Below are 22,753 nucleotides of genomic sequence, written 5' to 3' on the forward strand. Positions count from 1 at the left end.
TATGGCAGATTTTGATGATGAATCAGCTGGCTTCGACCGAAGACGCCTGCTGCGCCGCGGGACCACGATGCTGGTCGGCGCAGCCCCGTTCTCGGGCCGTGACGGGCTCGGTATCGACCGCCCTCCCTTGCCGCTGCCATCCGTCGTGAACGTCGTCACCGATTTCGGGGCCAGGGGCGACGGGCGTACCGACGACACCAGGGCGTTCGAGACGGCGTACCGGTGTGCCACATCCCGCATCGAGGAGGGGGTCGGCCGTACGGTGATCGACATCCCCCCGGGCAATTTTCTCGTGAAAACACCGAACGCGCTGATGAACGGTACCGATCCGGAACGCCGGGCGAACGGCCTGCGCTTCCGCGGCGCCGGCAAGCGCATGACCACGATCACCTTTCAGCCCGAGGCCGGCCCCGGTTCCTATCTGTGCCGCAACGAGGACATGTGGGCCAACGTGTCCTTCGAGAAGATGCAGTTCCGCTCGGCCACTCCGGGAGCGTCCTTCTTCTACTCGTACTCGACCGGGCAAGCACAGGACTACCGCTTCCGGGAATGCGAGTGGATGGGGGAGTGGGAGTACGGACTCGCCCTGGACGGCACCGACACCAACTCCGAGATGCGCTGGGAGGCGTGCCGTGTCGGCGGCTCCTACCGCCGCGCGTTCCTCTACTCCGGCCTCTCCCAGCGAAGCCGGCAGCCGAAGAGCCAGGACCAGTTTCTCAACTACTGGTTCCACGACATGAAGGTCGAATACGAGTGGGGCAACTTCCTGGAATTCCCCTACGGCGGATCGATCACCTGCCAGGGCGGCTCGTACATCATCACGGGCAGACGCCCGACGGACAGTACCGAGCACGGCAGGAACAGCATGTTCTTTTGCTTCCCGGTCGGACAGCACCACGACTCCGTGCAGCGTTTCCACGCACAGGACATCCGTTTCGAGGTGCGCGACCCGGACGTACTGGTCATCGACTGCGCGTGGCAGGGCGGCACGGTCAGCTTCGACAACTGCGACGACACAGCCCTCGCCTTTAAGAACTTCTCCTCCGAGGTACGGCCCCACCGCTACGCCATCGGTCCGCGCGGACCACTCATCCGCTACGACTCCTGCCAACTGGTCGGCCGCCACGAGTACCGGCCGTCCAGACCGGCCGAGAGCATCCCCAGGACGGTGCGCTACGACATGTGCCTCCTGCGCAGCCACCGGCAGAGCGACTTCGTCGTGGCGCAGAACCTGGACCGGACGCCTTTCGTCACTTTCGTCGACTGCCTCGACAACCCAGCCGCGCCCACCCGGCCGACACCGTCACCGGCCGCAGCCCCCACGCCACCCGGCCCCGCACCGGGCGCCGCCACCGACCGGCCTGTTGGTCCCACGCCGTGAGCGCGGGCCGGCGAACGCCTGTACGCACAGAACCCCGCCCCCGAAAAACCCGAGGCCGGGGTTCTGTGCCCCGAGCGCCGGGCAGGTCTTGCACCTGCATCTCCCCGCAGAAAGCGGGACATCTTTCCTTTTGACCACCAACGCACAGAACGCAGAACCGCTCTTGGCGATGTGCTCAAGATCAATCATGCACCATCCCGAACCCGGGCCAGGTCAGCGGGAGCGTCTACTGATTCCCAATGAAGATGTCACCGACACCCGCTGACATCTTCATTGGTAATCAGTAAGTCCCCGGGCCGGTCATCGTCACCGGACTTGCCCGGACGGGGCAATGGCCGCTTTGGGCGACGAACTGCCCCAGCAGATGGGCTTAGAACTTTTGGAGGATGCCGGGCGGAGGCCGATCGCCCCGCGCCCGGCAGCGGTGCTTCAGAAGGCGCCTCAGACGGGGGTACAGCCCGCGAGGGGCGTAGTCGAGGAGCAGTTGTTCGGCGTGTTGCCGGTGACCGAGTTACCCAAGAGCACCAGGAGGTTGCTGGAGTTGTAGATCCCGCCGCCCGTCGAGTTCGCGATGTTCCCTGTGATCGTCGAGTTCAGCACCTGCGCGTTCCCGGCGACATACATGCCGCCGCCCCGGACGAATGCGCGGTTGCCGCGCACGGTGCTCGCGTTCACCGTCAGCAGGCCACGGCCGACGTGGGTCATACCCCCGCCGTCCCCGCCCGCTGAGTTGTTGAGCACCATGGAGCTGTTCAGCCTGGTGATGCCGCCGCTAGCGATACCCCCGCCGTCCCCGCCCGCTGAGTTGTTGACCACCGTGGAGCTGTGCAGTGTGGTGATGCCGCTGCTGGCGATGCCCCCGCCATCGCCCCCGCCCGCGGAGTTGTTGTGCACGGTGGTGAAGCTGAGCGTCACCGTGGCACCGTTGTTCAACAGACCGCCGCCGTTGCCGTCACCTGCTAGACCGCCGGTGAGGGTCAGGGAGGTGAGCGCCACTCTTACCGATGCCGGTCCGTTGACGGTCAGGGTCCGGCCCGCGCTGTTGCCGTTCAGGGTCGCGCCGGAGGAGCCGACGAGGCTGAGGCTCTTGCCGATCGTGAAAGTGCCGACGCAGGTTCCCCTGACCAGGAGGGTGTCCCCGGCCGACGCGCTGTTGATTGCGCTCTGCAGGTTCTGGGTCGCGCAGTTCACGGTGGTCAGGGCCGCAGCGGGGGATGCTGCCGTCAGGCCGGCGGCGGCAGCCGTGATGGCCACCGTCACGGCCGACGCCGGCCGGCGCCACCCGGCTCGGTGCGCTCGTCGTCGGGGCATGGCTGAGTCTCCTGTCTGTCGGTGGGCAGTGGGCCAAACCCGCCGGACCGCTCTCGGCCGCCGGACCATTTGGCGTGAGGGATCGGTGCCCGAGGGACCCCAGCGGGCAACCGAGGCACCGCAGCCCCCACCACGAACGCACCCCGTCGACCACCGGTGTGGGCTAATGCAGGTCTAGTAGGACTCCGTTAAGTGGGTCTTGATCTCGGTGTGGTCCTGCTGGGCAGGGGTTGGTGGCAGGTGGTGCAGGTGCCGGTCCAGCAGTTCAGCAGGTCCTGGAGGGTGTCGAGGATCTGGTAGAGGGTGAGTCCGCTGTATCGGCTTTTGGGACCAGCCGCTGCTCGGTGAGGAACGCAGGGGCGGCGCCGGCCAGGGTGGCGTGGTGGTGCCAGCCGTTCCAGGAGCGGCCTTCGAAGTGGTCCCGGCCCAGGCCGTGCTTGAGTTCGCGGTAGTCGTGCTCGATGCGCCGACACCAGCGGATCTTCGCCAGGCGGACCAGCTCGGCGATCGCAGTGTCGTCCGGCAGGTCGGACAAGCAGCGCGAGGAAGCGGGAGGCCATCGGGCCCCGGGAGCATTCCCGCGACTCGCAGTTCCAGTCCCGGAAGTTCGTCCGGGCCCTCGACCGGCATCACATGGTCGGATCGATAGGGAGGGGGGCAGCCGGCGACAACGCGGCCATGAAGTCCTGCTTCAGCCTGCTGCAGAAGAACGTCCTCGACCGCCGGAGCTGGGCCACCCGCGAGGAACTGCGGATCGCGATCGCGTCCCGGCTCGAGCGGACCTATCACCGGCGCCGCCGACAAGCTGCACTCGGCCGGCTGACACCCGTCGAATTCGAGACCGTCATGACCACCCCGGCCCTCCAGGCCGCGTGACCGAACCTCTCACCTGAACCTGCCAGACCCACGGCATTGCCTCTAGGCCGGCATAAACAGCACTGGGCAGCATCGCCACTGCCCAGGAGGACTGCTCAGGCAACGATTTCTTACCTCTCAAGCAGCCGGAGAAGACGGACTCCGAGGGCCAGATGGGCCCGTTGTTGCAGCGGAACGAGGTGTCCGCCCAGCATCCAGGACGTGGAGCACACACCCTCTCTCCAAGTCTGCGCCGGGCCTGCTCCTTCGAGGCGCTGAGTCAATCCCGAAGCGACAGGATGAAAATGGCTCACTGGGCCTCGACCCCTTCGAGGGGCTGCAAAAACCGACCCGCCGGCAGGCCGGACAGCAAAAGACCCGCACCCAACGGGGGAGAGTGCGGGTCTTCGCAGCGGCTGAGGCTCCAAGGGAGGCGTCCGCGGACAACAGCCGGAGATTCCTCGGTGGGATGCCATGGTGCGTGGCGTACGTGGAATCTCGGTCGGTGAACGCCTCAGGAGACCTGCAGGTTACGGCGTTGCGGTCACCAACCCTTCGGTACAGCTGACCGGTTGGCGGCCGCGGCCGAGAGACATGACTGCGACCGCGCCTCCTTGCACCGATGGATGGGCCGATGGCTTCTCCCGCACGTCCCGATCCCACCCCCGCCGTCCTCGGAAGCCGCATGGCCGAGATCGAGCGACTGGTATGCCGACCGGTTCCCGCTGCGCTTCGAAGCCCTGGGCTGCTGAGGCTGTAGCAGGGGGCGGGTGTGGGTCTGTGCAGCAGGGGAATCCTAGCCATCGCCCCCACAACGAGGGGCGAAAGGTAGCGGACCCGTGCGGCCGGGTGACTCCGCCCGGTACCGGGCGGAGTCAGGTGCGCGAAGTCGTCACTTCGCTGCCGCGGTGGTGTTGGTGGCCCACAGGGCCCCGCCCCTGCCGGGACCCCCGGCGAGCTTGTAGATGACGAAGTTGCCGTCGTCCTGCATTACCGCCCAGGCGCCGGGGCTGTCCTGACTCCAAGCGGTGTTGCTGTTCCACAGGAAACTGTTGTTCGCGTCGTAGATGACGAAGTTGCCGTCCTTCTGCATCACGGCGTACGCGCCCGGGTGGCCCCAGGTGCCGGTGGCCCAGATGGCCTTGCCGTCACGCAGGCGGTACATCACCAGGTTCCCGTCGTTCTGCATGACCAGGCGGGTGAGGTTTGCCTGCACCGACCAGCCCGCCTTGAGGGTGGTGCCGTCGGCGATGCTCTGCCACGGGAAGGTCCAGTTGGGGCACAGGCTGGTGAGCTGAGCGCGGGACGTCAAGCGGGTGGTGGTGGGCAGGAGCTGGCTGCGCACGCCGTCGGTGCCTTCGGGGACGGGCATTTCGTACCGCTCGTGGATCCTGTAGCTGGTGCCGCTGTCACCCGTGTACCACAGCCAGCCGGTGACGGTCCGGACGACCTGGGAGCGCAAGATCTCTCCTGTGTATGCGGGCGGCACCGGCAGGTCGGCGGTGACCGATGCCGTAGTCTGGTGCAGGATCTGGTATTCGGCCTTCGCGTCAGCGCCGATCTCGAGAACTTTGAAGAGGGTGATCCCTACCTTCGCCCCCCCACCGACGGTGTCGGTGGTGCCTTCCGTCACGGTTGCCTGGTACCTAAGAGTGCTTGTTGTTGTGTCGGAGCAGTCGGTCAGTATCGGGGAACCGAAGTCCCCACCCACCACGGGGAGATGGTGAGGCTGGCTCAGGTGCGCCGTGCTCACCGTGGGAGCGACATACGCACCGTCCGGCTGGCCAACGAACATGCACCTGTCTGGCGTGGTGTTGCAGGCATTGTTTACTGCCGTCCGGATCGCGGTTTGGTCCGGTGAGGTTGGGGACGGGAAGTCGTACCAAATCACGGACGGGCCACTTGCTGAGGATGGTATCGCCGTCAGCGCCACCACCCCGGACGCGGCCGCCATGAGCGCCAGTGCTCGTCTGTACCGCCCCCATCTGCTGCTGTTCGACATGCGTGATCCCTCCTTCGCGCGGAAAGCGGCCGACCAGATCTGCGTCGATACGACGCGAGGGGAGGCAGTTACCAGTGTCAGTTTCTTTCCGGCCCGCCTCCACGCCCGATACCTTGACATGAGCGGTCCCTCCTGTTCGACGGTGGAGGTGGGCGAGTGGCCTTTTCCCGGTGCTGATGGAAGATGCCAGTCGCCCTGAGATGTGCATGAGGTTGACATAAAAGGCGGCTAAAGCCAGAAGAAGGCCTGCCGTGTAAGAACTTTTGACGGCAGCGCCATAGGTATTCTTCCTGGATCCGCCACGTGAATTCCGATCATGGATATGAGGCGGACTGTGGGTGTTTTTTCGGGGTGCGGGTATTGAGGATGGCATAAAAGGAGGGTTCGGCCCGGGAAAGGACGAACAGGGTGCCGGTAAAGGTATTAGGGTGGCGCCGGACACCCAGGCCCAATGCCGTTGCATTACGGGCTAGCCTCGATCATTCATGAGGGTCCGTCAGCCTGCTGGCGGACCCTTTGTGGTGAGTGTTGGTGGTGACTTTCGGCGTCTGGGCAGGCTGACGGCCCGGTTGTCGCGTCGGGTGGGCGCCGGGTTCCACGGCTCCGGTGGCCCGTGCTGCTCGCGGGGACGGGAAGGTGCTGGTCAGCCGGGGTCCGGGAGGGCCGTGGAGCCGGTCCAGGGCGGCGGTGATCACGTCGGTCCAGGGCCAGTGCTTGGCGAGGCGGAGGTAGCGGCGGCGGCCGGTGGTGATGAGCTGGGCGGCGGTGGAGAACAGCCGAAGCCGCAGGCGGCGGGGCTCTCAGAGCCGGGCGGCGCCGGTGAGGGCGAGCAGGGGCATCCAGGCCGGCAGGTCCAGGGCGATCTGGATGATCTCCAGCCAGATCTGGTTCTGCGCGGCGCCGTGGAGGGGGAGGTTGCGCAGGCCGGTGACGCGGGCGGCGCGGATGTGGTCCTCGGCGCGGGCACGCCGGCGGTGCCGCAGCTCCAGATCGGCGATCGAGGTGTGCTGGGTGGTGGTGGCGAAGCAGGTCAGGCGCATGCCGTCGGCGTCGGTGAAGCGCAACTGGGCGCCGGGGTGCGGCCGTTCCTTCCGCACGATCAGCCGCATCCCCTCGGGCCGGCCCTTGAGGCAGTCGCTGCCGGCGTCGGGTTCGGCCACCCAGGCGCCGTCACGGATCTCGCCGTCGGGCTCGACGGCCGGTGTCCAGGCCGATGCCGGGACCTTCAGGACTGCCTGGTGGATTGCATCGGTGATGGTCATGCCGACCGAGTAGGACAGCCACCGGCCGCGGGCGGAAAGCCAGTCGACGAACTCGTGGGTGCCCCCGTCTGAGTCGGTGCGGATCAGCGTCCGCCGTCCGCGCCGGTACTTCTTCGGCAGCTGCGCCAGCGCGAGCCGGGCGGCTTCGATGTGGTCGGCGGCGGTGTTGCTGCCTGACCGGCCAGCGTCACCCGGTCCGGGTCGCCGCCGAACCGCCGCGCGTTCTCCCGGACCCGGCGCAGCGCCGCCTGCTGGTCGGCGAACCCGAAATCCGTAGCCTGGCCGAGCTCCGGGTGGGCGAAGAAGCCGAAGGTACCGAGCCGGTAATTGACCGTCACCACCATGACATCGCGACGGGTCGCCAGCCGCTGGGCTGGGAACTGCTACAGGGGCGCTGGTGGAAGGACTACACCGCCACGTGCGCCGCCACAGGCCCCAACGGCGGGCCGCTCACCGGAATCCCGTGCACGGTCCGAAAGAACGCCGACATCGCCGGCGAGGTTCGTGGCGCGTTCCCTCCAGCCGGGCCGTTCCGAGGGGGAGTGTCTGGCGCATCCAGCCGGATCACGGTCCGGCCGGTGGGCTGTCGGCCCCGTCTGCCCCCGCTGATCGCGCGTAGGACCCGCTGCCAAGACGTGCCGCTCGCCGGTCTTGCCACGTTGCGGGCCTGCGTGGCCAGCGCCAGAGCCTCGTGCCGTTCGTCAACGCTTCCCATGTCGTCCACCGTGGCCGGACAGCCGAAGGTCCCAACGCCAGGGCATCGGCTGGGGGTCCATGCGCGCTGTGCGGCCCGGCCTCGCATGGAACGCTTGAGAGGCCTGGACCGGTGCAGGTCGCAGTACTTGCCTTTGCCTCTTGGGGGTGGGGGCGACCCCGTGCGGACGCGTGCCGGTCGGCGGTACGGCACGCTCCGCGCGCCGTACCGGCTCGCCGCTGTCCGGGCAGCCGCTCCGCGTCCGCCCGGACCGAGCGCTGCGTGCTCTCACCCGCTGCGGGAGCCGGCAGCCGGCCCCAGTGCGCTCCGCGCCCTGGTTCCTCGCTTCGCGCTGCCGTCTCCTTTGCCTTCGGCGCGCGCGTCTCGGCACTCGCGGTCGATCGCGGGCCCGCCTGACGGTGACCAGATCACCCGTGAATGACAGGGACGCGGTGAAACCGGAGTGCATGGCGCAGCATCTTGTTGTCCGAGACCGTCAGAACGCATCCGAGTATCGCCATCTCGGGCCTATGCGGACGTATCAAGAGAGGTTGGTCCGAAATGAAACGCCGGAACCGTTCCATGTACCGCAGTGCCACGCTGGGGATGGCCGCTGCCGCAGTGGTCCTGCTCACAAGCTGCACGCAGAACAGCGGCACAACGAACAGCAGCACTTCGAACGCGACGCAAACGCCTTCTGCGTCGGCCGTAGCCTCCACGACGTCCACGACGTCCACGACGGTGGGTAGTTCGGGCGGGCACGCTACTGCCAACTCTTCGGTCAAGACCGGCGGCTGCCGGTCGCTGCTGGCGTCGTCCACTGTCAAGGCGAGCGTCACGGCGGCCTACCGCGGACAGTTTCATCCGCCCCTCACCCACATTGCCCCGGTCAAGGGCACGTTCTACTACGGCAGTTGCGACGGAGTCCTTTACGCGGGTACCCGCTTTCACCTCACTGCCGGCAGCACCGAGGCGGAGCAGGTCGCCCTGCAGGACGACGGAGCTGCGATGAAGTACTTCGTCGATCACGCCGGCGCCGGTTGGCGCTACGTGGCCAGCGACAGTCTCCCGGCCGGTCCTCGGGGGTGTGCCGCCATCACCCAGATCCCGGCCCCCCTCGCCGCCCTGTGGAACGACTGCCGGTCCACGCCAGGCAAAGAGTGACTTACTGAGGCGAAGCCGCGCCCTGCCAAGAGCGGGCTGACCTCGCGGACCGCGGCCGAGACGATGGAGCGGTCTACCTTTGATCTTGGCCAGTGCTCCGGCCTTCAGGCCGGATGGTGAAGGCCATCTCAAAATAGGTGTGACCCGCACTGAGGCACGGGTCAGTACTGTTTACCTCAGCCCGCGGGGCGTTTCTGCTGCTCGATGTACTGCTGTACGTCGGTCAGGGGCGCCCCGCCGCAGCTTCCGGCGAAGTAGGAGCCGGACCAGAAGTGTCCGCCCCACAGGTACCGGCGTACGTGCGCGTCGTACTCCTTGCGCAACAGGCGGGCGGAGACGCCCTTGAGGGAGTTGACCAACTTGGAGAGCTGGACCTTCGGCGGGTAATGCACGAGCAGGTGTACGTGATCCTCCTCGCCGTTGAACTGCTTCAGGTCGGCCTCGAAGTCCGTACAGACCTCTCGCATGATCTCTTCGCAGCGCGTCAGCATGGCTTCCGTCATGGCCTTGCGCCGGTACTTGGTGACGAACACCAAATGTACGTGCAGGTTGTAGACGACGTGACGACCGGTGCGTACGTCAGGGTTGGGATTCCAGCGTGGTGACATAAACCAACAGTGTATAGTGATCGTCATGAGCGAACTCGGCCTGGTGAAGCGGCAGTTCGGGCACCGTGCCCCGCTGGCGCTCAGCCCCGCCGAGATCCGCATCCTCGATGATCAAGCGCATGCGGCCCGCACCATGTGGAACTGCCTCCACTCCTGGTGGACGATGACACCGAAGGGCGACACGAAGCTGTCTCTCGCCGATGCGGCGATCCGGCAGGCCCGCAAGGACCTCGATTACCTCGCCGTGCTGCCCGCCCAGGCCGCGCAAGCCGTCTTGAAGACATACATGCGCGCGTGGGTCAACTGCTGGGAAGGCCGAGCCGAGGAGCCCACCTACAAGGGCCGGTTCGGCTCCGCGATGTCCGTGGACATCCCGCAGGGCCGCGACCTGAACATCACGCGGGTGCACCGCCGGTGGGGCATGGTCAACATTCCCAAGGTCGGCCGGGTCCGTTTCCGCTGGACCAAGGATCTCCCTGTCGGGAAGAGGGCGAACAAGGAGAACCGGATCACCGGCGGCCGCCTCGTCAAGGACGCGTTGGGCTGGCACATCGTCTTCCGCGTGCAGACCCTCGAACGCGCCCCTGAGCCCCACCAGGGGCCGGAGGTCGGCATCGACGCCGGAGTCAACATCCCCCTCGCCCTGTCCAACAAGGACCACCAGGACCATGGCCGCCCGCCGCGCCTGCCGAACGGTGACTCCGACCGCGACAAGTGGCTCACCCCGAAGGAGAAAGCCAAGCTCCTCCGCTTGGAGCAGCAGGCCGCACACCGCAAGGCGTTCCGCAAGCGCGCAGAGAAGACCTCCAGGCGTTTGCAGCACACCTACGACCAGATCAAGCAGCTCCGAGCAAAAGCCACGCGACGAGCCTTGGACTGGCAGCACAAGACCACCACGTATCTCGCCCGCACGTACGGCGTGCTGGTGGTCGAACAGCTCAACATCCTCGGCATGACCAAGAGCCCGGCCCCCAAGCTCGACCCTGAGCAGCAGGGCGCGTTCCTGCGCAACGGGGCCAGGGCGAAGGCCGGACTCAACCGCTCCATCGCCCAGGAGGCCTGGGGGCGGACCATGACGATGCTGACGTACAAGACCGCCCGGTACGGCGGCCAGCTCGTCAAGGTTCCCGCCCCGCACACCTCCCAGCGGTGCTCAGCCTGCGGATTCACCACCCCCGGCAGCCGAGAGAGCCAGGAACTGTTCGCCTGCAAGAACCCCGACTGCGGCTGGACGGCGAACGCCGACTGGAACGCCGCCCGGAACATCTTGCACCTGTACCGGATCGGCCACGTCATCGTGGAGGTCCCAGCCGCCGGAAGGCGCGGTCGCAGGGCGGGTAAAACCGTCAAACCTGTCGCCGCAAGGTAGACAGGAATCCCCTTCCTGAGCTTGCGAAGGGAGGGGAGAGCTTCAAGACGGGGACCGATCGGGTCGACCCGTTGCTCCTCTGTTCGGCCGACGTCGCCGGGTGTCGACCACCGGGACAGTTGACGACAAGGATCCACAGCGCCGGCCAACGGAGCATTGCGCTCGCTCGCCGGGGCACGCGCCCCCTCTTTTTCGACAAGGAGAGACTTGATGGACGTGCGGGACATCTTCAACGGATATGACATGTATACGAACGCGGAGGACCTCGCGTCCGGCCTGGAGGAATCACAGCAGTACAGCTCGACCAGCAACCCCCCCAGCTGCTGCGAGTTGCAGGCCAGGGACCTGTAGATGCGGTCGGAGGCGTGTCGACGGCATCGACTGCTCGATACGGCAGGCGCAGAGGCCACGACCCATCATCGACGAGCTGGTCCGCACCACCCCGCACGCCACGGCCTCGGTGGCGTCCCTGGACGAGCCTCACGGTGGACCCCACCGCGTCGACCAGCCGCCGAGCGACCTGCCCGAGCAGGTGGCCGAGGCGCTGACCGGGCGCCGACATCATGCGCCGCGCCACCGACGTCGACATCGTCCGCAGCGCCTACGACCCGGGCGTCTTCAACTCGCGGGACAGTGAGTTCGCGGAACTGTCCTGGTCGGAGTGCGGGCCGCAGGCGGCGGACGACGGCTGAGACGAGTATGCGCATGACGGCGGGCTGTCCATCTCTTGGGTGCTGCGCGAGATGCCGCGTCGTCCCATCGCCTACAGCGTGCTGTTGCCCCTGCTGGCCCCGGGCCGCTCCAGCGGCGCCTCACCCTCGCCTACCGGGTCCTCGATCCGCACGATGGTGAGGCGGTACTGGAGCGGGAGATCAGCAACGCCCACCATCGCGCACAGGTGAGCGCTGAGACCAAGGGCCGCGCCAAGTGGTCGCAGAAGGCCGACGCGCAGCGCGCCGAGCAGGCGCCGCGCAGATGGCCGGCGGCTCCCAGGTCGTCGACTGGAGGCTGATGGTGACCGTCACCGCCCGCAGCGCCGACGAACTGCCCACCGCCCGCCAGGAGCTGGAGCGCGCGTTCAAAGCCACCCGCGGCATCCGCATGCGCCCCGCCTACGGCGAGCAGGCCGCCGTGTTCGCGGCCGGGCTGCCGCTGGGCTACAACCCGCTGGTCAAAGCGTCCCGCCTTCTCGTTCGCGGAATTGACAAGGCTCTGGACCGTGTGGTGCAACGGTGTTGCCCTACAAGGGACATGACCCTGCCGTCCCGCGCCCATTTGTCGCTTGCTCCCAGCGAGTCCGGGTGGGACCAGCTGGTCTGCCGTCGAAGTCCGGATGTTCGCGCAGCCATGCGTGAACTCGGTCGCGAATCTGCCGTGTTGCGAGCAGTTGCTCCGGGGTCCGGATCAGGTGGCGCACTTGGGCGCCGGCACGGGCGATGTGTAGGTCATCGCGAGCACAAAAGGGTAGGGCCGCTTTCAGGAGGGCATCGCCGGTGACTTGGTGCGGCGGCGCTGTGTGAAGGCCTGCTCTGAGCCCCTGCTGGTAGGCTTGGTCAGCTGCTGTTTGTGCGTCGAACCACGGTTTCAGGTTGACGACTCTCCACTGGTGATATGTGGTCGGCAGGTCGGGATCAGCCAGGTCGTGCGCGGTGAGCCATTGGGCGGCTCGCAGAGCGAGAGGGATGCCCTGCGCGAAGGTGGGGTTGGTGTGAAGGGCACTGTCGCCCAAGTTGATCAGACCGGTGACCTGCGGGCCGTGCTCGTCCACCAGGGCTGTCCACTGGTTGTCGAGTCCCGCCATCACGTGCACCGGGGTCATCGGCCGTTGGTTCCGGGACAGCCAGTCCGCACCACCGGCGAAGGTCTTTGCCGCGGCGTCGAAGACCTGCGGGGCGCGCAGACTGCCACGTGTTGGGTCCGCAACGGACACGATGAGCGCCACGCCGAAGTAGCCGTTGTCGGACGGGAACACTACGCACTCGGCGAACGGGGCCGTTTCCCCGAGGACAGCCGGCACCATTTCTCGGGTGTCAGAGCGCAGCCGGTACCAGCGGCTGAAGTACGCGATGCCGGTGTGATGACTCTCCCGCTGCGGTGGTCTGGAGCCTTCGCAGGTCAGCCACCGAGGCACCGGCGAACGACGGCCAGCCGCGTCGATCACGAGGTCCGCGTGGATCTCACCGGTCTTCGTGCGGAGCCCGATCACGTGGGGTACCGCTCCCGGGAGAGTGATCAGACCTTTGGCGTCGACGCTCGTGCGCACTTCAACCGTGGGCTCCGCTCGGACGGCCTGCGCGAGTGCCGCTTCGAGCACGATCCGGCGTGTCCGAACCGTGACCAGATCCTCATCACCTGCCCTGGCCTGAAACGGCTCGAAGTGGGCGAGCTCGTGTAGTTCGACCGCACCGTGTTCGAGCATCGTCGCGTAGACATCCGGAGCAAGGTCGCGCAGGATCGTGCGCACCGGAGCGAGGAGGAGGTGAGGTTGGAGCGCATGCGGGCTTCTGGGGCGTTTCCAGTGGAGGAAGTCTGAATCGAGATCAGCGCTCGCACTGCGCGGTTCGCGCTCCAAGACGGTCACTCTGTGCCCCTGCCGGCCCAGAAACAGTCCCGCAGCCAGGCCGCTGATTCCGCCGCCCAGGACGGCAACATGAACCATCAGGTCTCTCCTCCATTTGGTGCGCAGGCCAGTGCGCCTTGATCAAGTCTTGGACTCCGATCGGCGGCCGGGCTGCTCCCACTGGTGAAATGATCACTTCGTGGCAGGTCGGAGCAGAGGCAGATCTATTCTGCTGCTGCGGTGGGTCTCGGTAGGCCAGTGCTTGTGAGGTCGGCAATACACCACGGCGATTCCAGAGTGTTGCGTGCTCGTTGCTCGACCGGTACTGCGCTCACCTGTTTTCTCTTGGCTCTCAGCCTGGCGCCTGCCTCTGCCAGAGGGGGTCGGTCGATCAGATGATCTGGCGGCGGACCTCGGACAGCGGCAACATCGCCGAAGACAAGGAAGTGGCCAGCCTTTCACGGATCCTGCACGAGACGGGCTGGGGCCGTGAGAGTCCCGCTCACCCAGACCTTGGCGACCCGACTGGCCGGTCAACTGGCAACGCCACTACGCCGGAGTAGCCCGGCTGCTCGCGCTCAGCTCACTGTGGGCAACTCCGAGCATGACCCTTGCGGATCGCCCGTGAGTGCAGCAGGCGGCGTCCCAGGACGGGCTCGCCGGGTTTGCGGGGGCCGAAGACCGCGTCGATCAGAACCTGCGGGTAGCCGGAGGCGGCGGTGTACTGGTTGGTCCCTTGCCCAGCCGGGCGCACACGTCTGCGTCGTCGGCGACGTCCAGGTACGTGCCGTCGATGGCAACCACCAGCAGCCCGGCCCAGCGGGCCCCGGCGGTGTGGACCGCCGAGGCCGGGTCGCGCAGCAGGTCGAACAGGGCCCGCATCGGGCGTGCGCCGAGCCTGGTGCGGGCGTGCCACAGCGCGGTCGCAGTAACCGTCGGCAGAGGCAGGGCCTCAAGGGCACCGGTCAGCTTGCGCCACACGGCCGGGTAGCCGCATTCCTCGAACGGCGTGGCCGCGAGCAGCAGGTAGACCACCACCCGGGCCGGCAGTTTCCGCAGCCGCTGCTGCACCGCCCCGCACTCGGCGAGGACCGCATCGACCATCTCGAAGGGCACGAGCTGGGTCAACTCACCCAGATGTCCCAGGGCGAAGACGCCTTCGGGTACCGCGATTTCACGCGTGATGACAGGCTGTCCGGACAGCGGAGCCTCCGGTCTTTGTGAACGACTTGTCTTGGCGGACGAGCCAGTTCTACCGGGGCCCCGCTTCTCGCGTCCGGCGTCCGAGGGCGGAGCGCTGGCCAAGATCAAAGGTAGATCCTAGCCGGGATGGGCCGGGGGAAGGGCTCAGGAGTCATGACGCTCTCCGCGAGCGCACCCTCAGACGACAGTCCGAATGAGGTTGGCCCGGTTCATCGTCCGATCGGGCGACCGCGAAGTGCTGGGCGTGAAACGAAAATGGACTCAGTTGTTCCACCCTATCGAAAAGAGAAACTCATGAACGAGATCGCTGGTCCCCACTGTTGGGCGTCTGACGAGGTCATCGTGGTTGCTGACTGGCAGGCTGCGCTTGCCGAGGGCGACGCCGAGTAAGAGCGGCCGGTGTCCCGGTAGCGGCGTTTGAAAGTGGTCCCCCTGGAAGGGGAGGACCACTTTTTTGTGCAGTGATGGAAGAGATCGAGAGGTGTTGTCGATGGTGTTGTATCCGCGGGCGGTACGCGAGCCGGTAGTGGACATGGTGGGCGGGGTGGCGGTGGCGGATCCGTACCGGTGGCTGGAGGGGGAGGGGGCCGAGGTGGAGGAGTGGCTGGCCGCGCAGGAGGAGCTGTGTGCCGCCCAGAGAGCCCGGTGGCCGTCGCATCCGTTCTTCCGCCGTGTTCTGGCGGAGGCGGCGGGCCTGGGGGGTGTGATGACTCCTGTGACCTCGACTCCGGTCCTCAGGGGAGAGCGGCGGTTCTTCCTGAGCAGGGGGGCGGGGCGGGAGTTGCCGGCGGTGATGGTTGCCGACGGCACGTCGCCGCCGCGCATGCTGGTCGACCCGCTGGCCTTCGATCCTTCCGGGGCCACGGTCCTGGACGCGTTCAGACCCTCCTGGTCGGGTCGGCTGGTGGCTTTCCAGCTGTCCGGCGGCGGGCAGGAACGGCCGACGCTCCGCGTCCGGGACGTCGAGACCGGCCGGGAGGTGGGGCATGCGGTGGATCCGGGAAGGCCCACCCCGGTGGCCTGGCTGGCGGACGACAGCGGGTTCTTCTACGTCACCGGAGGGGCGGCGGATCCGGTTCGCCGGGTACGCCTCTACCGCCTGGACACCACCCCCGGGCAGGGAGCGGACACCGCCCCCGGGGAGGACGAAGTGGTGTTCGAAACCCCGTTCCGGCAGTTGTCCGTCACGGTCAGCGCCAGCGGCCGCTGGCTGTCGCTGACCTGTGCTCCCGGGACCCAGAGCGGGAACATGGCCTATCTGGCGGACCTGAGCCGGACCGGGCCCCGGGCCCCGGACCTGAGTGTGGTGCACGACGGACGCGAAGACGGCAGCCAGGCCCTGGTGAAGTTCGGCCCTGGCGACCTCGTGTACGCGATCACCAGCCGGGCCGGGGAAGGCGCCCGGGTGTGCGTCGTCGATCCACACGCCCGGCCACAGCCGCACTGGACCACGGTGATCGACCCCCGTGCGGGGCAAGTGCTGTCCGGGTGCGTGATGCTCGCCGATCCCGCGAGCCAGGGGCCGGTGCGCTTCCTGGTCTCCCTGACCGAGGACGGGCGCGGGCGACTGTCACTGCACGACGAGGCCGGGGCACCGCTCGGCGAGGTACCGCTCCCCGCGGCGGGGCCGGGAACCATCACCCGGCTGACCACCGTCCCCGGCCGGGAAGACCGGGCGTACTTCCTGTACACCGACTTCCTCACCCCCCACACCGTCTTCCAGTACACCCTTACCGACGGGCGGCTCAGCCCCTACGACAGCACCGCTGGCGAAGCAGCACCGGTACCGGGCGACGACACGGACCCTTGGGGCGGCAACTCACCGACTGTCCACCAAGTGGCCTATACCACGGACCAGGGCATCGAGGTGCCCATGCACCTCATTCTGCCCCCTGGACACGAGCACGGGCCGAGGCCGACCATGCTGACCGCCTACGGCGGCTTCGGCGGCTCCGCTTCCCCCGGCTACAGTCCCACAATCACAGCCTGGGTACGCGCAGGCGGCATCTACGCCATCGCCGGGGTCAGAGGCGGCGGCGAGAAAGGCGCGGCCTGGCACGCTGCCGGCCGCGGCATGAACAAACCCAACACGTTCACCGACTTCGACGCAGCCGCCCGCTGGCTGTGCACCCAGGGCCTGACAACACCCGCCCAACTCGCCATCCGCGGCGCCTCCCACAGTGGCCTCGTGGTCGCCACTGCCATCACTCGAAACCCCCACCAATACGCCGCCGCTGTCTGCTCCGACGCTCTCACCGACATGATCCGCTATCCCCACCTCGGCATCGGAACCTGGTGGACCGACGAATTCGGCAACCCCGACAACCCCCGACACCTCCCCACCCTTCTCAGTTACTCCCCATACCACAACACCAACCCCAACACCTCCTACCCCGCAGTTCTCCTCACCAGCCCCCGTCACGATCCACGCGTCGGAGCCGCACACACCCGCAAACTCACCGCGGCCCTCCAACACGCGACCACCTCCCACCCCGTCCTCCTACGCACCGAACACGACACCGGCCACGGCCCCCGAGCCGCCACCCGACTCATCGACCGCCAAGCCGACGCCCTCGCCTTCTGCGCCACCCACACCCACCTCACACCCCCCAACACTGACCCACCCCACACCGACCACCCTGCGTGACAGACTCCGACCGGTGGCCGCTGCCCACACCCCCGAGTACGGCTCTGTCACACCGCTCGAAACCACAGCCCTGGTGACCCAAGATCTCGCCCCTGCAGCGTAACCACCCGCTGTCCAGACTCAGGGGGAACTTCACTCCCGCCGCTTGCAGCACACCTACGACCAGATCAAGCAGCTCCGAGCAAAAGCCACGCGACGAGCCTTGGACTGGCAGCACCAGACGACCACCTACCTCGCCCGCACCTACGGCACGGTCGTGGTCGAACAGCTCAACATCCCTTAGCAGCGAGGGCGAGTAGCAGCACCGGTCTCCCGGGGCTACCGCTCATGCCCGATCGAGCCTGCTTGAAGGGTACGGGAGTACAAAGCCGCCAGGTTCGGTCGCTCCTTCCGCCGTATCGGCCGGTTCGAGCCGACCTCTCAGGTCTGCTCGGACCGACCATCGACGCGGCGCGACGCCAGGTCGGGACCCTCCCCGCGGACGCCACCGTGCATCTCGACTCCGCCCCCGACAGCAAGCCCAGCCGCCAGGTGTTGGGTGCGCCGGCGAGATCGCCCGCAGAGGCGTGCCCGCCCCGATCCAAGTCGGCAAACGTTGGGTGGTCGAACGCACCCAGTCCTGGATGAACGGCTACGGAAAGATCGGGCGGCGCTTTGGGCGAGACGGCAAGTAGTCGACTTCTACCTCTGCCTGGCTGTCGTATTCGTCACCACTCGCGCGCTGATTCAGCGAGCAGAAACATCTGTCGATGGCTGCATCGCCCAACAGCACGCCGCCTGAGAGGATCCCTATCCTCGGTTGGTCTAAGAAAAAAATCCTGGTTCTTCATCTGCCCGTCTTTGATCGCCCTCTGCCGCGCGCAAGGACTTTCATAAAATCGTGTCGCCCACGTCTCGTTGTGTGCAACATCAGAAGAATCGTGACGATTGCACCGAATGCTGTGAGTCCTGCGCTATAGGCAAATATTTCGTTGATGGCGGAGCCATTCCTTGACGCTCCAGCGACGCCTCCGTTCAAGGACTCCAGGATCGTGGATGCCAGTGACAGCAGCAGGGAAGAGGACAACATTTTGATCGCCAAGGTGTAACTCAGTGCCGATCCCGCCTTACTCGGCTCCACATAATGTTGAGTGAGTACGTTAGATATACCTCCCGTCATGCCGATTCCCAGCCCGCAAGCAGCCAGGAATAGCACATAAGGGAGAAGCGCATTGGAGGATGCGAGGCACAGAAGTGCCACGGCCAACACCCACATGGCAGCGAAGACTGCCAGAAAAGAAAACTTGGAGTTGGAAAGATGTCCGGCCGCGTACGTTGCCAACACATCCATCACGGAAAGACAGAGGAATATCAGACCGGCTTTTACAGAAGAGAGCGAGTGAACTTCCTGTAGGGCCATAACAGAGAAGAAGGACAACAGTGTGAAAATGAAGGTGGCAACCGTACCGGCCAACGTGATCGCAGATATCCTTCGGTCTTGATACAGCGAGCGAGGGTGCAGCGAATTATCCCTCCTTCGTTCGGTCAACGCAAAAGAGAGCAGTGCGATACCCCCGCAGCAGGTGATACTCAAGATGGCTTTCGAGGTCCATCCCCACGCCGTGCCTCGATCAATCGCGAGACTGATGGCAACCACACCAATGGAGACCAGCGCACTATTGATAACCGGAGGTGGTGATGGTTTCTCTGGGGTATCACCCTCTTGATGAAACAGGGATATCGCAACGGCTGACAGCAAACAGACAGGGGCATTAATATAGAATACGGACCTCCAACCCAGCTCTTGTGCGAGCACCCCGCCGATCAGAGGGCCCAGAGCTCCACCGACTCCTGCAGAACCGAGCACAATGCCGAGGGCTACCGCCTTGCGGTGTCCCACAAAAGCAGCAGAGACAATGGAAACAGTCGCAGGAAGGATCATTGCTCCCCCGGCTCCTTGAATGACCCTGCCCAACACCAACCACCACTCGCTCTCCGCTGAAGCAGAAACAAGAGACCCCAAGGCGAAAACTCCAAGGCCGAGAAATGTCAGCTTGCGCCGGCCGTACGAGTCTGCCACTCGCCCCGTAATTGGCAAGACGGAACCGAATGCAAGCATGAACCCCGAAAGAACCCAATGCAAGTCAGTCGTCGAGGCGGAGAAGTGCTTGGAAATCAGAGGCAGTGCCAGATTGGCGGCCAGCCAATCTGCTTGCACTGCCAAAGCAGCCAGGCCAAGCCCAAGCAGGCAGAGTCGTTCTGTCGCACTGAAAAGCCCTCGGTTCTCATTGCCCTTTCGAGCCATCGCCGCTCCTACGCGTCGGGCGCGTGCTGCGAGAATTTTCTTCCTCTCGGCTCAGGATGCACGATTACTTTATGTCGCTATTATAGTTCGGAATCGCTCATTGAGCTTCTTCAGCGTTGCCGCTCCCGCGCGAGGACGGATTTGGCGATTGACGTCATGCGGTTTGGCCTGCACCGGGATTTGCGGAAGATGCGCCAAAACTTCACGCGTGCGACACCGTGTTCGGCTGGTGCTCGCGTCGCGGCCAGGGCCAGGTTGACGGTCTTCTCGGTGAGGGTGAGTTCCTGCAGGGGTTTGCGTTTGATCCTGGTAAGCGAGGCTCGGCAAGCGGGTGGATGACTACGCGGGTGCAGGCGTGGGCGGTGGACTCGCTGATCCCGAACCCGGCAGCGATCTTCGCCAGGGTGGTGTCCTCACGCGCGCTCCGGGATGTCCGTGGACATCTCGCAGGGGCGGGACCTGAACATCGTCCGCGTCCACCGCCGCTGGGGCATGGTCAACATCCCCAAGGTGGGCCGGGTTCGCTTCCCCTGGACCAAAGACCTGCCCGTGGGCAAGAAAGCGACCAAGGAGAACCAGATCACCGGCGCCCGGCTGGTGAAGGACGCTTTGGGCTGGCACATCGCAATCCGTGTGCAGAGCTTGGAGGCCAGGCCCGAGCCCCGCCAGGGACCAAAGGTCGCCATCGACGCCGGAGTGAACATCCCCCTCGCCCTGTCCAACGAGGACCACCAGGACCACGGACGTCCGCCCCGTCTTGCGGACCAAACCGCTGACCGGGACAAGTGGCTCACCGAGAAGGAGAAGGCCAAGCTCCTCACGCTTCAGCGGCAGGCCGCACACCAGAAGTCCTTCCGCAAGAAGGGGGAGAAGACCTCCCGCCGCTTGCAGCACACCTACACCTACGACCAGATCCAGCAGCTCCGAGCACAAGCCACGCGACGAGCCCTGGACTGGCAGCACCAGACGACCACCTACCTCGCCCACACCTACGGCACGGTCGTGGTCGAACAGCTCAACATCCTCGGCATGACCAAAGCGCCCCAGCCGAAGCCCGAACTGCGACAACGAAGGCAATTACCTGCGCAACGGGGCCAAGGCCAAGGCCGGTACGAACCGCTCCATCACACAAGAGGCGTGGGGGCGGACGGTCACGATGCTGACGTACAAGCTCGCCCGGTGCGGCGGCGAGCTGGTCAAGATACCGGCCCCGTACACCTCCCAGCGCTGCTCAGCGTGCGGCTTCATCACGCCAGGCAGCCGAGAGACCCAAGAGCTGTTCGCGTGCAAGAACACCGAGTGTGGATGGACCGCAAACGCCGACTGGAACGCGGCCCGGAACATCCTGCACCTGTATCGGATCGGCCACGTCATCGTGGAGGTCCCGGCCGCCGGAAGGCGCGGTCGCAGGGCGGGTAAAACCGTCAAGCCTGTCGCCGAATGGTAGACGGGAATCCCCTTCCTGAGCTTGCGAAGGGAGGGGAGAACTTCAAGTCTTTCGCCACCGCGAAACCGGGAGCTGCCTCTGGGTCCTCGGGTCGAGCCTCCTCTATGCCGGGTGGGACTCGGTGATCGGCGTCGGGATGCTCCTGCTCGGCGCACCGCTGCTGTTCCTCAAGCCCGTCCGCCCGCTATGAGGTACCGAAGGATCCAGGACAGCGGATCGTACCCGGGACGGTGGCCTCAGCCACCGTCCCACCGTCACGCCTGCACGCAGAGGGCTACCGCGCGAGCGGCCGTGGCGATGTCGGACACCTCGTGTGTGAAGACGATTTGCCAGCCCGTCGGGTTGGCGCCCGACGCGTCCGCGCCAATGGGCTGGGAGGAAATTACCCTGAAGTTCGAATCGCTCTGCGGATCGAACCCGCCTCCCGTCACCACCCAGCCGGGATCGCAGGTGACCGTGGCTGTCGCCCGCAGACCAGAGCCCGGAAGCGTGACGAACTCTCCCAGCTTCCGTCGTACGGCCGTCCCGGCACCGGGCTCCGTGACGACGCCGCCCTGTCCCGAGCCGACCACGGCATCCCGTCCCGCAACGATGTTGTTCGAACCGAACACCACGATCGGTCCGTCCGAGCCGTTGAGCGTCTCCTGCGCGTGGGCGGTCGACATATTGGCGCCGGCCATCGTGAAGGCCGCGAAAGCCATCACACCGATCCGCAACCCGCTCTTCATTCTGGTCCTCTCCATGGGTGGGCGATACGTGCCGTGGAGAACTCTCGCGGTTGCGGCTCCACGCCCACTTCATTGCCCCGATCGTGGGCGGTGCATGTTCCGCGTTTTCTGGAAGTCGCAGCAGAGCAATGCTCATGACTTGTGGATGGTCCCTCGGGAGGGCATGCGAAGGACGTACCTTCCAAATGATCCTGTGATGGTCACCAAGTCAGGGCCCGCGTTGCAGCGCGGGACTGGAAGGCACGCCCATGCTCGGCGTAGTGAATGAAGGCGGCTCCACGTCCACCGGATATCGTGCGGGAGGGGGCCCGACGGATGCTCGCCGCTGCCCTTGAAGCAGAAGTCAACCAGTGCATGGCCGAGTTGGCCGCCAAGCGGGACGAATGCGGCCGCCGCCTGGTGGTGCGCAACGGTCATCACCGTCCCCGCACCGTGACCAGCCGCTGGCTCTGTTGAGGTACGGGGCGTCACGGGTCAACGATCGTCGCGTCGACGAGGAGACCGGCGAGCGTCACCGGTTCTCCTCCAGGATCCTTCCGCCCTGGTGCCGTAAGTCTCCGGAGATCAGTGAAGTCGTCCCGCTCCTCTACCTGCACGGATTGTCCAGCGGCGACTTCGTGCCCACCCTCGAGCAGTTCCTCGGCAGCTCGGCCGGCCTGTCCGCAGCGACGGTAGCCCGGCTCACCAGGCAGTGGCAGGACGACCACGCCGCCTTCCAGAAACGCGACCTGTCCGCCTCCGATTATGTCTACGTGTGGGCCGACGGCGTGCACCCGAAGGCCCGCCTCGGCCAGGCTCACTCCTGCACCCTGGTTCTGATGAGCGTCCGCCTCAACGGCACCAAGGAACTGATCGCGCTCGCGGAGGGTCTGCGGAAATCCACCGAATCATGGGCCGACTTGCTGCGCGACTGCCGGCGGCGGGGAATGAGGAACCCGGCCCTGGGGGACGGGGCGATGGGCCAGTGGCGGGCTCTGGCAGAGGTGTTTCCGCAGGCCCGGCATCAAAGGTGCTGGGTTCACAAAACCAGGAATGTGATCAACTCCCTGTCGAAGCCCGTGCACACCAGGGCCGGCAAGGCCCTGCAGGAGATCTACAACGCCGCGGATCGGTCCCCTGCTGGGCAGGCGGCCCGCGCGTCCGCGAAGGACTGCGAAACAAAGTGGCCCAAAGCCGCCGCGAAGATCACCGGCGACCTGGACAAGCTGTTGACGTTCTACAGATACCTCACTGGCACG

16 protein-coding genes and 8 pseudogenes are annotated in these 22,753 nt (G+C 66.1%); 12 read left to right on the forward strand and 12 right to left on the reverse strand.

The window, feature by feature from the left end; genetic code table 11:
• Nucleotide 1 precedes the first annotated feature (1 nt).
• The gene (locus AB0D93_RS32730) at nucleotides 2-1,381 is read left to right on the forward strand and encodes a glycosyl hydrolase family 28-related protein (RefSeq protein WP_362127304.1); all 1,380 of its coding nucleotides are present in this window, start codon (nucleotides 2-4) and stop codon (nucleotides 1,379-1,381) included.
• 441 nt (nucleotides 1,382-1,822) lie between these two features.
• Here AB0D93_RS32730 and AB0D93_RS32735 read toward each other — a convergent pair whose 3' ends face one another.
• Nucleotides 1,823-2,692: a hypothetical protein gene (locus tag AB0D93_RS32735; RefSeq protein ID WP_362127307.1), complete on the reverse strand. Its 870-nt coding sequence runs from the start codon at nucleotides 2,690-2,692 to the stop codon at nucleotides 1,823-1,825.
• Between the two features lie 265 nt (nucleotides 2,693-2,957).
• Nucleotides 2,958-3,227 (reverse strand): annotated as a pseudogene (locus tag AB0D93_RS32740) (IS701 family transposase); the annotation flags it as partial.
• Between the two features lie 38 nt (nucleotides 3,228-3,265).
• Here AB0D93_RS32740 and AB0D93_RS32745 point away from each other — a divergent pair.
• Nucleotides 3,266-3,568: pseudogene (locus AB0D93_RS32745) on the forward strand (IS3 family transposase); the annotation flags it as partial.
• 871 nt (nucleotides 3,569-4,439) lie between these two features.
• Here AB0D93_RS32745 and AB0D93_RS32750 read toward each other — a convergent pair.
• The gene (locus AB0D93_RS32750) at nucleotides 4,440-5,180 is read right to left on the reverse strand and encodes a hypothetical protein (RefSeq protein ID WP_362127310.1); all 741 of its coding nucleotides are present in this window, start codon (nucleotides 5,178-5,180) and stop codon (nucleotides 4,440-4,442) included.
• Between the two features lie 112 nt (nucleotides 5,181-5,292).
• On the opposite strand from AB0D93_RS32750, the gene AB0D93_RS32755 reads away from it, so the two are divergent.
• Nucleotides 5,293-5,748 carry a hypothetical protein gene (locus tag AB0D93_RS32755; protein WP_362127312.1) on the forward strand — a complete coding sequence of 152 codons (456 nt, stop codon included), beginning with the start codon at nucleotides 5,293-5,295 and terminating at the stop codon, nucleotides 5,746-5,748.
• A 469-nt stretch (nucleotides 5,749-6,217) separates the two neighbouring features.
• Here the strand turns inward: AB0D93_RS32755 and AB0D93_RS32760 are convergent.
• Together AB0D93_RS32760 and AB0D93_RS32765 are read right to left on the reverse strand one after the other, a co-directional pair.
• Nucleotides 6,218-6,988: pseudogene (locus AB0D93_RS32760) on the reverse strand (transposase); the annotation flags it as partial.
• On the reverse strand, nucleotides 6,895-7,155 hold the full coding sequence (locus AB0D93_RS32765; protein WP_362127315.1) for a carboxylesterase family protein: 261 nt from the start codon (nucleotides 7,153-7,155) through the stop codon (nucleotides 6,895-6,897). The gene AB0D93_RS32765 and the pseudogene AB0D93_RS32760, both read right to left, overlap by 94 nt.
• 932 nt (nucleotides 7,156-8,087) lie before the next feature.
• On the opposite strand from AB0D93_RS32765, the gene AB0D93_RS32770 reads away from it, so the two are divergent.
• On the forward strand, nucleotides 8,088-8,669 hold the full coding sequence (locus AB0D93_RS32770) for a hypothetical protein (protein ID WP_362127318.1): 582 nt from the start codon (nucleotides 8,088-8,090) through the stop codon (nucleotides 8,667-8,669).
• A gap of 176 nt (nucleotides 8,670-8,845) precedes the next feature.
• Here AB0D93_RS32770 and tnpA read toward each other — a convergent pair whose 3' ends face one another.
• On the reverse strand, nucleotides 8,846-9,277 hold the full coding sequence (gene tnpA / locus AB0D93_RS32775) for an IS200/IS605 family transposase (RefSeq protein ID WP_362127321.1): 432 nt from the start codon (nucleotides 9,275-9,277) through the stop codon (nucleotides 8,846-8,848).
• A gap of 25 nt (nucleotides 9,278-9,302) precedes the next feature.
• On the opposite strand from tnpA, the gene AB0D93_RS32780 reads away from it, so the two are divergent.
• Nucleotides 9,303-10,646, forward strand: coding sequence for a transposase (locus tag AB0D93_RS32780; protein WP_362127324.1), 1,344 nt, complete (start codon nucleotides 9,303-9,305; stop codon nucleotides 10,644-10,646).
• A 563-nt stretch (nucleotides 10,647-11,209) separates the two neighbouring features.
• Nucleotides 11,210-11,338, forward strand: coding sequence for a hypothetical protein (locus AB0D93_RS32785; RefSeq protein ID WP_362127327.1), 129 nt, complete (start codon nucleotides 11,210-11,212; stop codon nucleotides 11,336-11,338).
• Nucleotides 11,339-11,409: 71 nt separating this feature from the next.
• Here the strand turns inward: AB0D93_RS32785 and AB0D93_RS32790 are convergent, their stop codons facing one another.
• The 3 genes from AB0D93_RS32790 to AB0D93_RS32800 all read right to left on the reverse strand — a co-directional run bounded on the left by AB0D93_RS32790 (nucleotide 11,410) and on the right by AB0D93_RS32800 (nucleotide 14,517).
• Nucleotides 11,410-11,535, reverse strand: coding sequence for a hypothetical protein (locus AB0D93_RS32790; protein WP_362127330.1), 126 nt, complete (start codon nucleotides 11,533-11,535; stop codon nucleotides 11,410-11,412).
• Nucleotides 11,536-11,886: 351 nt separating this feature from the next.
• Nucleotides 11,887-13,305 carry an FAD-dependent oxidoreductase gene (locus tag AB0D93_RS32795; RefSeq protein WP_362127332.1) on the reverse strand — a complete coding sequence of 473 codons (1,419 nt, stop codon included), beginning with the start codon at nucleotides 13,303-13,305 and terminating at the stop codon, nucleotides 11,887-11,889.
• 591 nt (nucleotides 13,306-13,896) lie between these two features.
• Nucleotides 13,897-14,517 carry a transposase domain-containing protein gene (locus AB0D93_RS32800; RefSeq protein ID WP_362127335.1) on the reverse strand — a complete coding sequence of 207 codons (621 nt, stop codon included), beginning with the start codon at nucleotides 14,515-14,517 and terminating at the stop codon, nucleotides 13,897-13,899.
• 382 nt (nucleotides 14,518-14,899) lie between these two features.
• Between AB0D93_RS32800 and AB0D93_RS32805 the strand changes: the two genes are divergently transcribed.
• The 3 genes and pseudogenes from AB0D93_RS32805 to AB0D93_RS32815 form a co-directional block, all read left to right on the forward strand.
• On the forward strand, nucleotides 14,900-17,056 hold the full coding sequence (locus AB0D93_RS32805) for a prolyl oligopeptidase family serine peptidase (protein WP_362127338.1): 2,157 nt from the start codon (nucleotides 14,900-14,902) through the stop codon (nucleotides 17,054-17,056).
• Between the two features lie 124 nt (nucleotides 17,057-17,180).
• Nucleotides 17,181-17,333 (forward strand): annotated as a pseudogene (locus AB0D93_RS32810) (RNA-guided endonuclease TnpB family protein); the annotation flags it as partial.
• A gap of 121 nt (nucleotides 17,334-17,454) precedes the next feature.
• A pseudogene (locus AB0D93_RS32815) lies at nucleotides 17,455-17,836 on the forward strand (IS5/IS1182 family transposase); the annotation flags it as partial.
• Nucleotides 17,837-17,882: 46 nt separating this feature from the next.
• Here the strand turns inward: AB0D93_RS32815 and AB0D93_RS32820 are convergent.
• Nucleotides 17,883-19,340 carry an MFS transporter gene (locus AB0D93_RS32820; RefSeq protein ID WP_362127341.1) on the reverse strand — a complete coding sequence of 486 codons (1,458 nt, stop codon included), beginning with the start codon at nucleotides 19,338-19,340 and terminating at the stop codon, nucleotides 17,883-17,885.
• Nucleotides 19,341-19,450: 110 nt separating this feature from the next.
• Nucleotides 19,451-19,651 (reverse strand): annotated as a pseudogene (locus AB0D93_RS32825) (IS5/IS1182 family transposase); the annotation flags it as partial.
• 181 nt (nucleotides 19,652-19,832) lie between these two features.
• On the opposite strand from AB0D93_RS32825, the pseudogene AB0D93_RS32830 reads away from it, so the two are divergent.
• A pseudogene (locus tag AB0D93_RS32830) lies at nucleotides 19,833-20,318 on the forward strand (RNA-guided endonuclease TnpB family protein); the annotation flags it as partial.
• A gap of 178 nt (nucleotides 20,319-20,496) precedes the next feature.
• Nucleotides 20,497-20,787 carry a transposase gene (locus AB0D93_RS32835; protein ID WP_362127383.1) on the forward strand — a complete coding sequence of 97 codons (291 nt, stop codon included), beginning with the start codon at nucleotides 20,497-20,499 and terminating at the stop codon, nucleotides 20,785-20,787.
• A 254-nt stretch (nucleotides 20,788-21,041) separates the two neighbouring features.
• Here the strand turns inward: AB0D93_RS32835 and AB0D93_RS32840 are convergent, their stop codons facing one another.
• Nucleotides 21,042-21,515 (reverse strand): hypothetical protein, encoded by a 474-nt coding sequence (locus tag AB0D93_RS32840; protein ID WP_362127344.1) that lies wholly within the window; start codon nucleotides 21,513-21,515, stop codon nucleotides 21,042-21,044.
• A 291-nt stretch (nucleotides 21,516-21,806) separates the two neighbouring features.
• Here AB0D93_RS32840 and AB0D93_RS32845 point away from each other — a divergent pair.
• A pseudogene (locus tag AB0D93_RS32845) lies at nucleotides 21,807-22,741 on the forward strand (IS256 family transposase); the annotation flags it as partial.
• Between the last annotated feature and the right edge of the window lie 12 nt (nucleotides 22,742-22,753).

This window comes from Streptomyces sp. NPDC048191 (assembly GCF_040652655.1).
Lineage (GTDB): Bacteria > Actinomycetota > Actinomycetes > Streptomycetales > Streptomycetaceae > Streptomyces.

Bases quoted from the DNA above. Each gene is read 5' to 3' on its own strand.
- AB0D93_RS32730 (WP_362127304.1), top strand. From the start codon at position 2: ATGGCAGATTTTGATGATGAATCAGCTGGCTTCGACCGAAGACGCCTG.
- AB0D93_RS32735 (WP_362127307.1), bottom strand. From the start codon at position 2,692: ATGCCCCGACGACGAGCGCACCGAGCCGGGTGGCGCCGGCCGGCGTCG.
- AB0D93_RS32765 (WP_362127315.1), bottom strand. From the start codon at position 7,155: ATGGTGGTGACGGTCAATTACCGGCTCGGTACCTTCGGCTTCTTCGCC.
- AB0D93_RS32770 (WP_362127318.1), top strand. From the start codon at position 8,088: ATGTACCGCAGTGCCACGCTGGGGATGGCCGCTGCCGCAGTGGTCCTG.
- tnpA (WP_362127321.1), bottom strand. From the start codon at position 9,277: ATGTCACCACGCTGGAATCCCAACCCTGACGTACGCACCGGTCGTCAC.
- AB0D93_RS32780 (WP_362127324.1), top strand. From the start codon at position 9,303: ATGAGCGAACTCGGCCTGGTGAAGCGGCAGTTCGGGCACCGTGCCCCG.
- AB0D93_RS32785 (WP_362127327.1), top strand. From the start codon at position 11,210: ATGCGCCGCGCCACCGACGTCGACATCGTCCGCAGCGCCTACGACCCG.
- AB0D93_RS32790 (WP_362127330.1), bottom strand. From the start codon at position 11,535: ATGGTGGGCGTTGCTGATCTCCCGCTCCAGTACCGCCTCACCATCGTG.
- AB0D93_RS32795 (WP_362127332.1), bottom strand. From the start codon at position 13,305: ATGGTTCATGTTGCCGTCCTGGGCGGCGGAATCAGCGGCCTGGCTGCG.
- AB0D93_RS32805 (WP_362127338.1), top strand. From the start codon at position 14,900: ATGGTGTTGTATCCGCGGGCGGTACGCGAGCCGGTAGTGGACATGGTG.
- AB0D93_RS32820 (WP_362127341.1), bottom strand. From the start codon at position 19,340: ATGGCTCGAAAGGGCAATGAGAACCGAGGGCTTTTCAGTGCGACAGAA.
- AB0D93_RS32835 (WP_362127383.1), top strand. From the start codon at position 20,497: ATGCTGACGTACAAGCTCGCCCGGTGCGGCGGCGAGCTGGTCAAGATA.
- AB0D93_RS32840 (WP_362127344.1), bottom strand. From the start codon at position 21,515: ATGAAGAGCGGGTTGCGGATCGGTGTGATGGCTTTCGCGGCCTTCACG.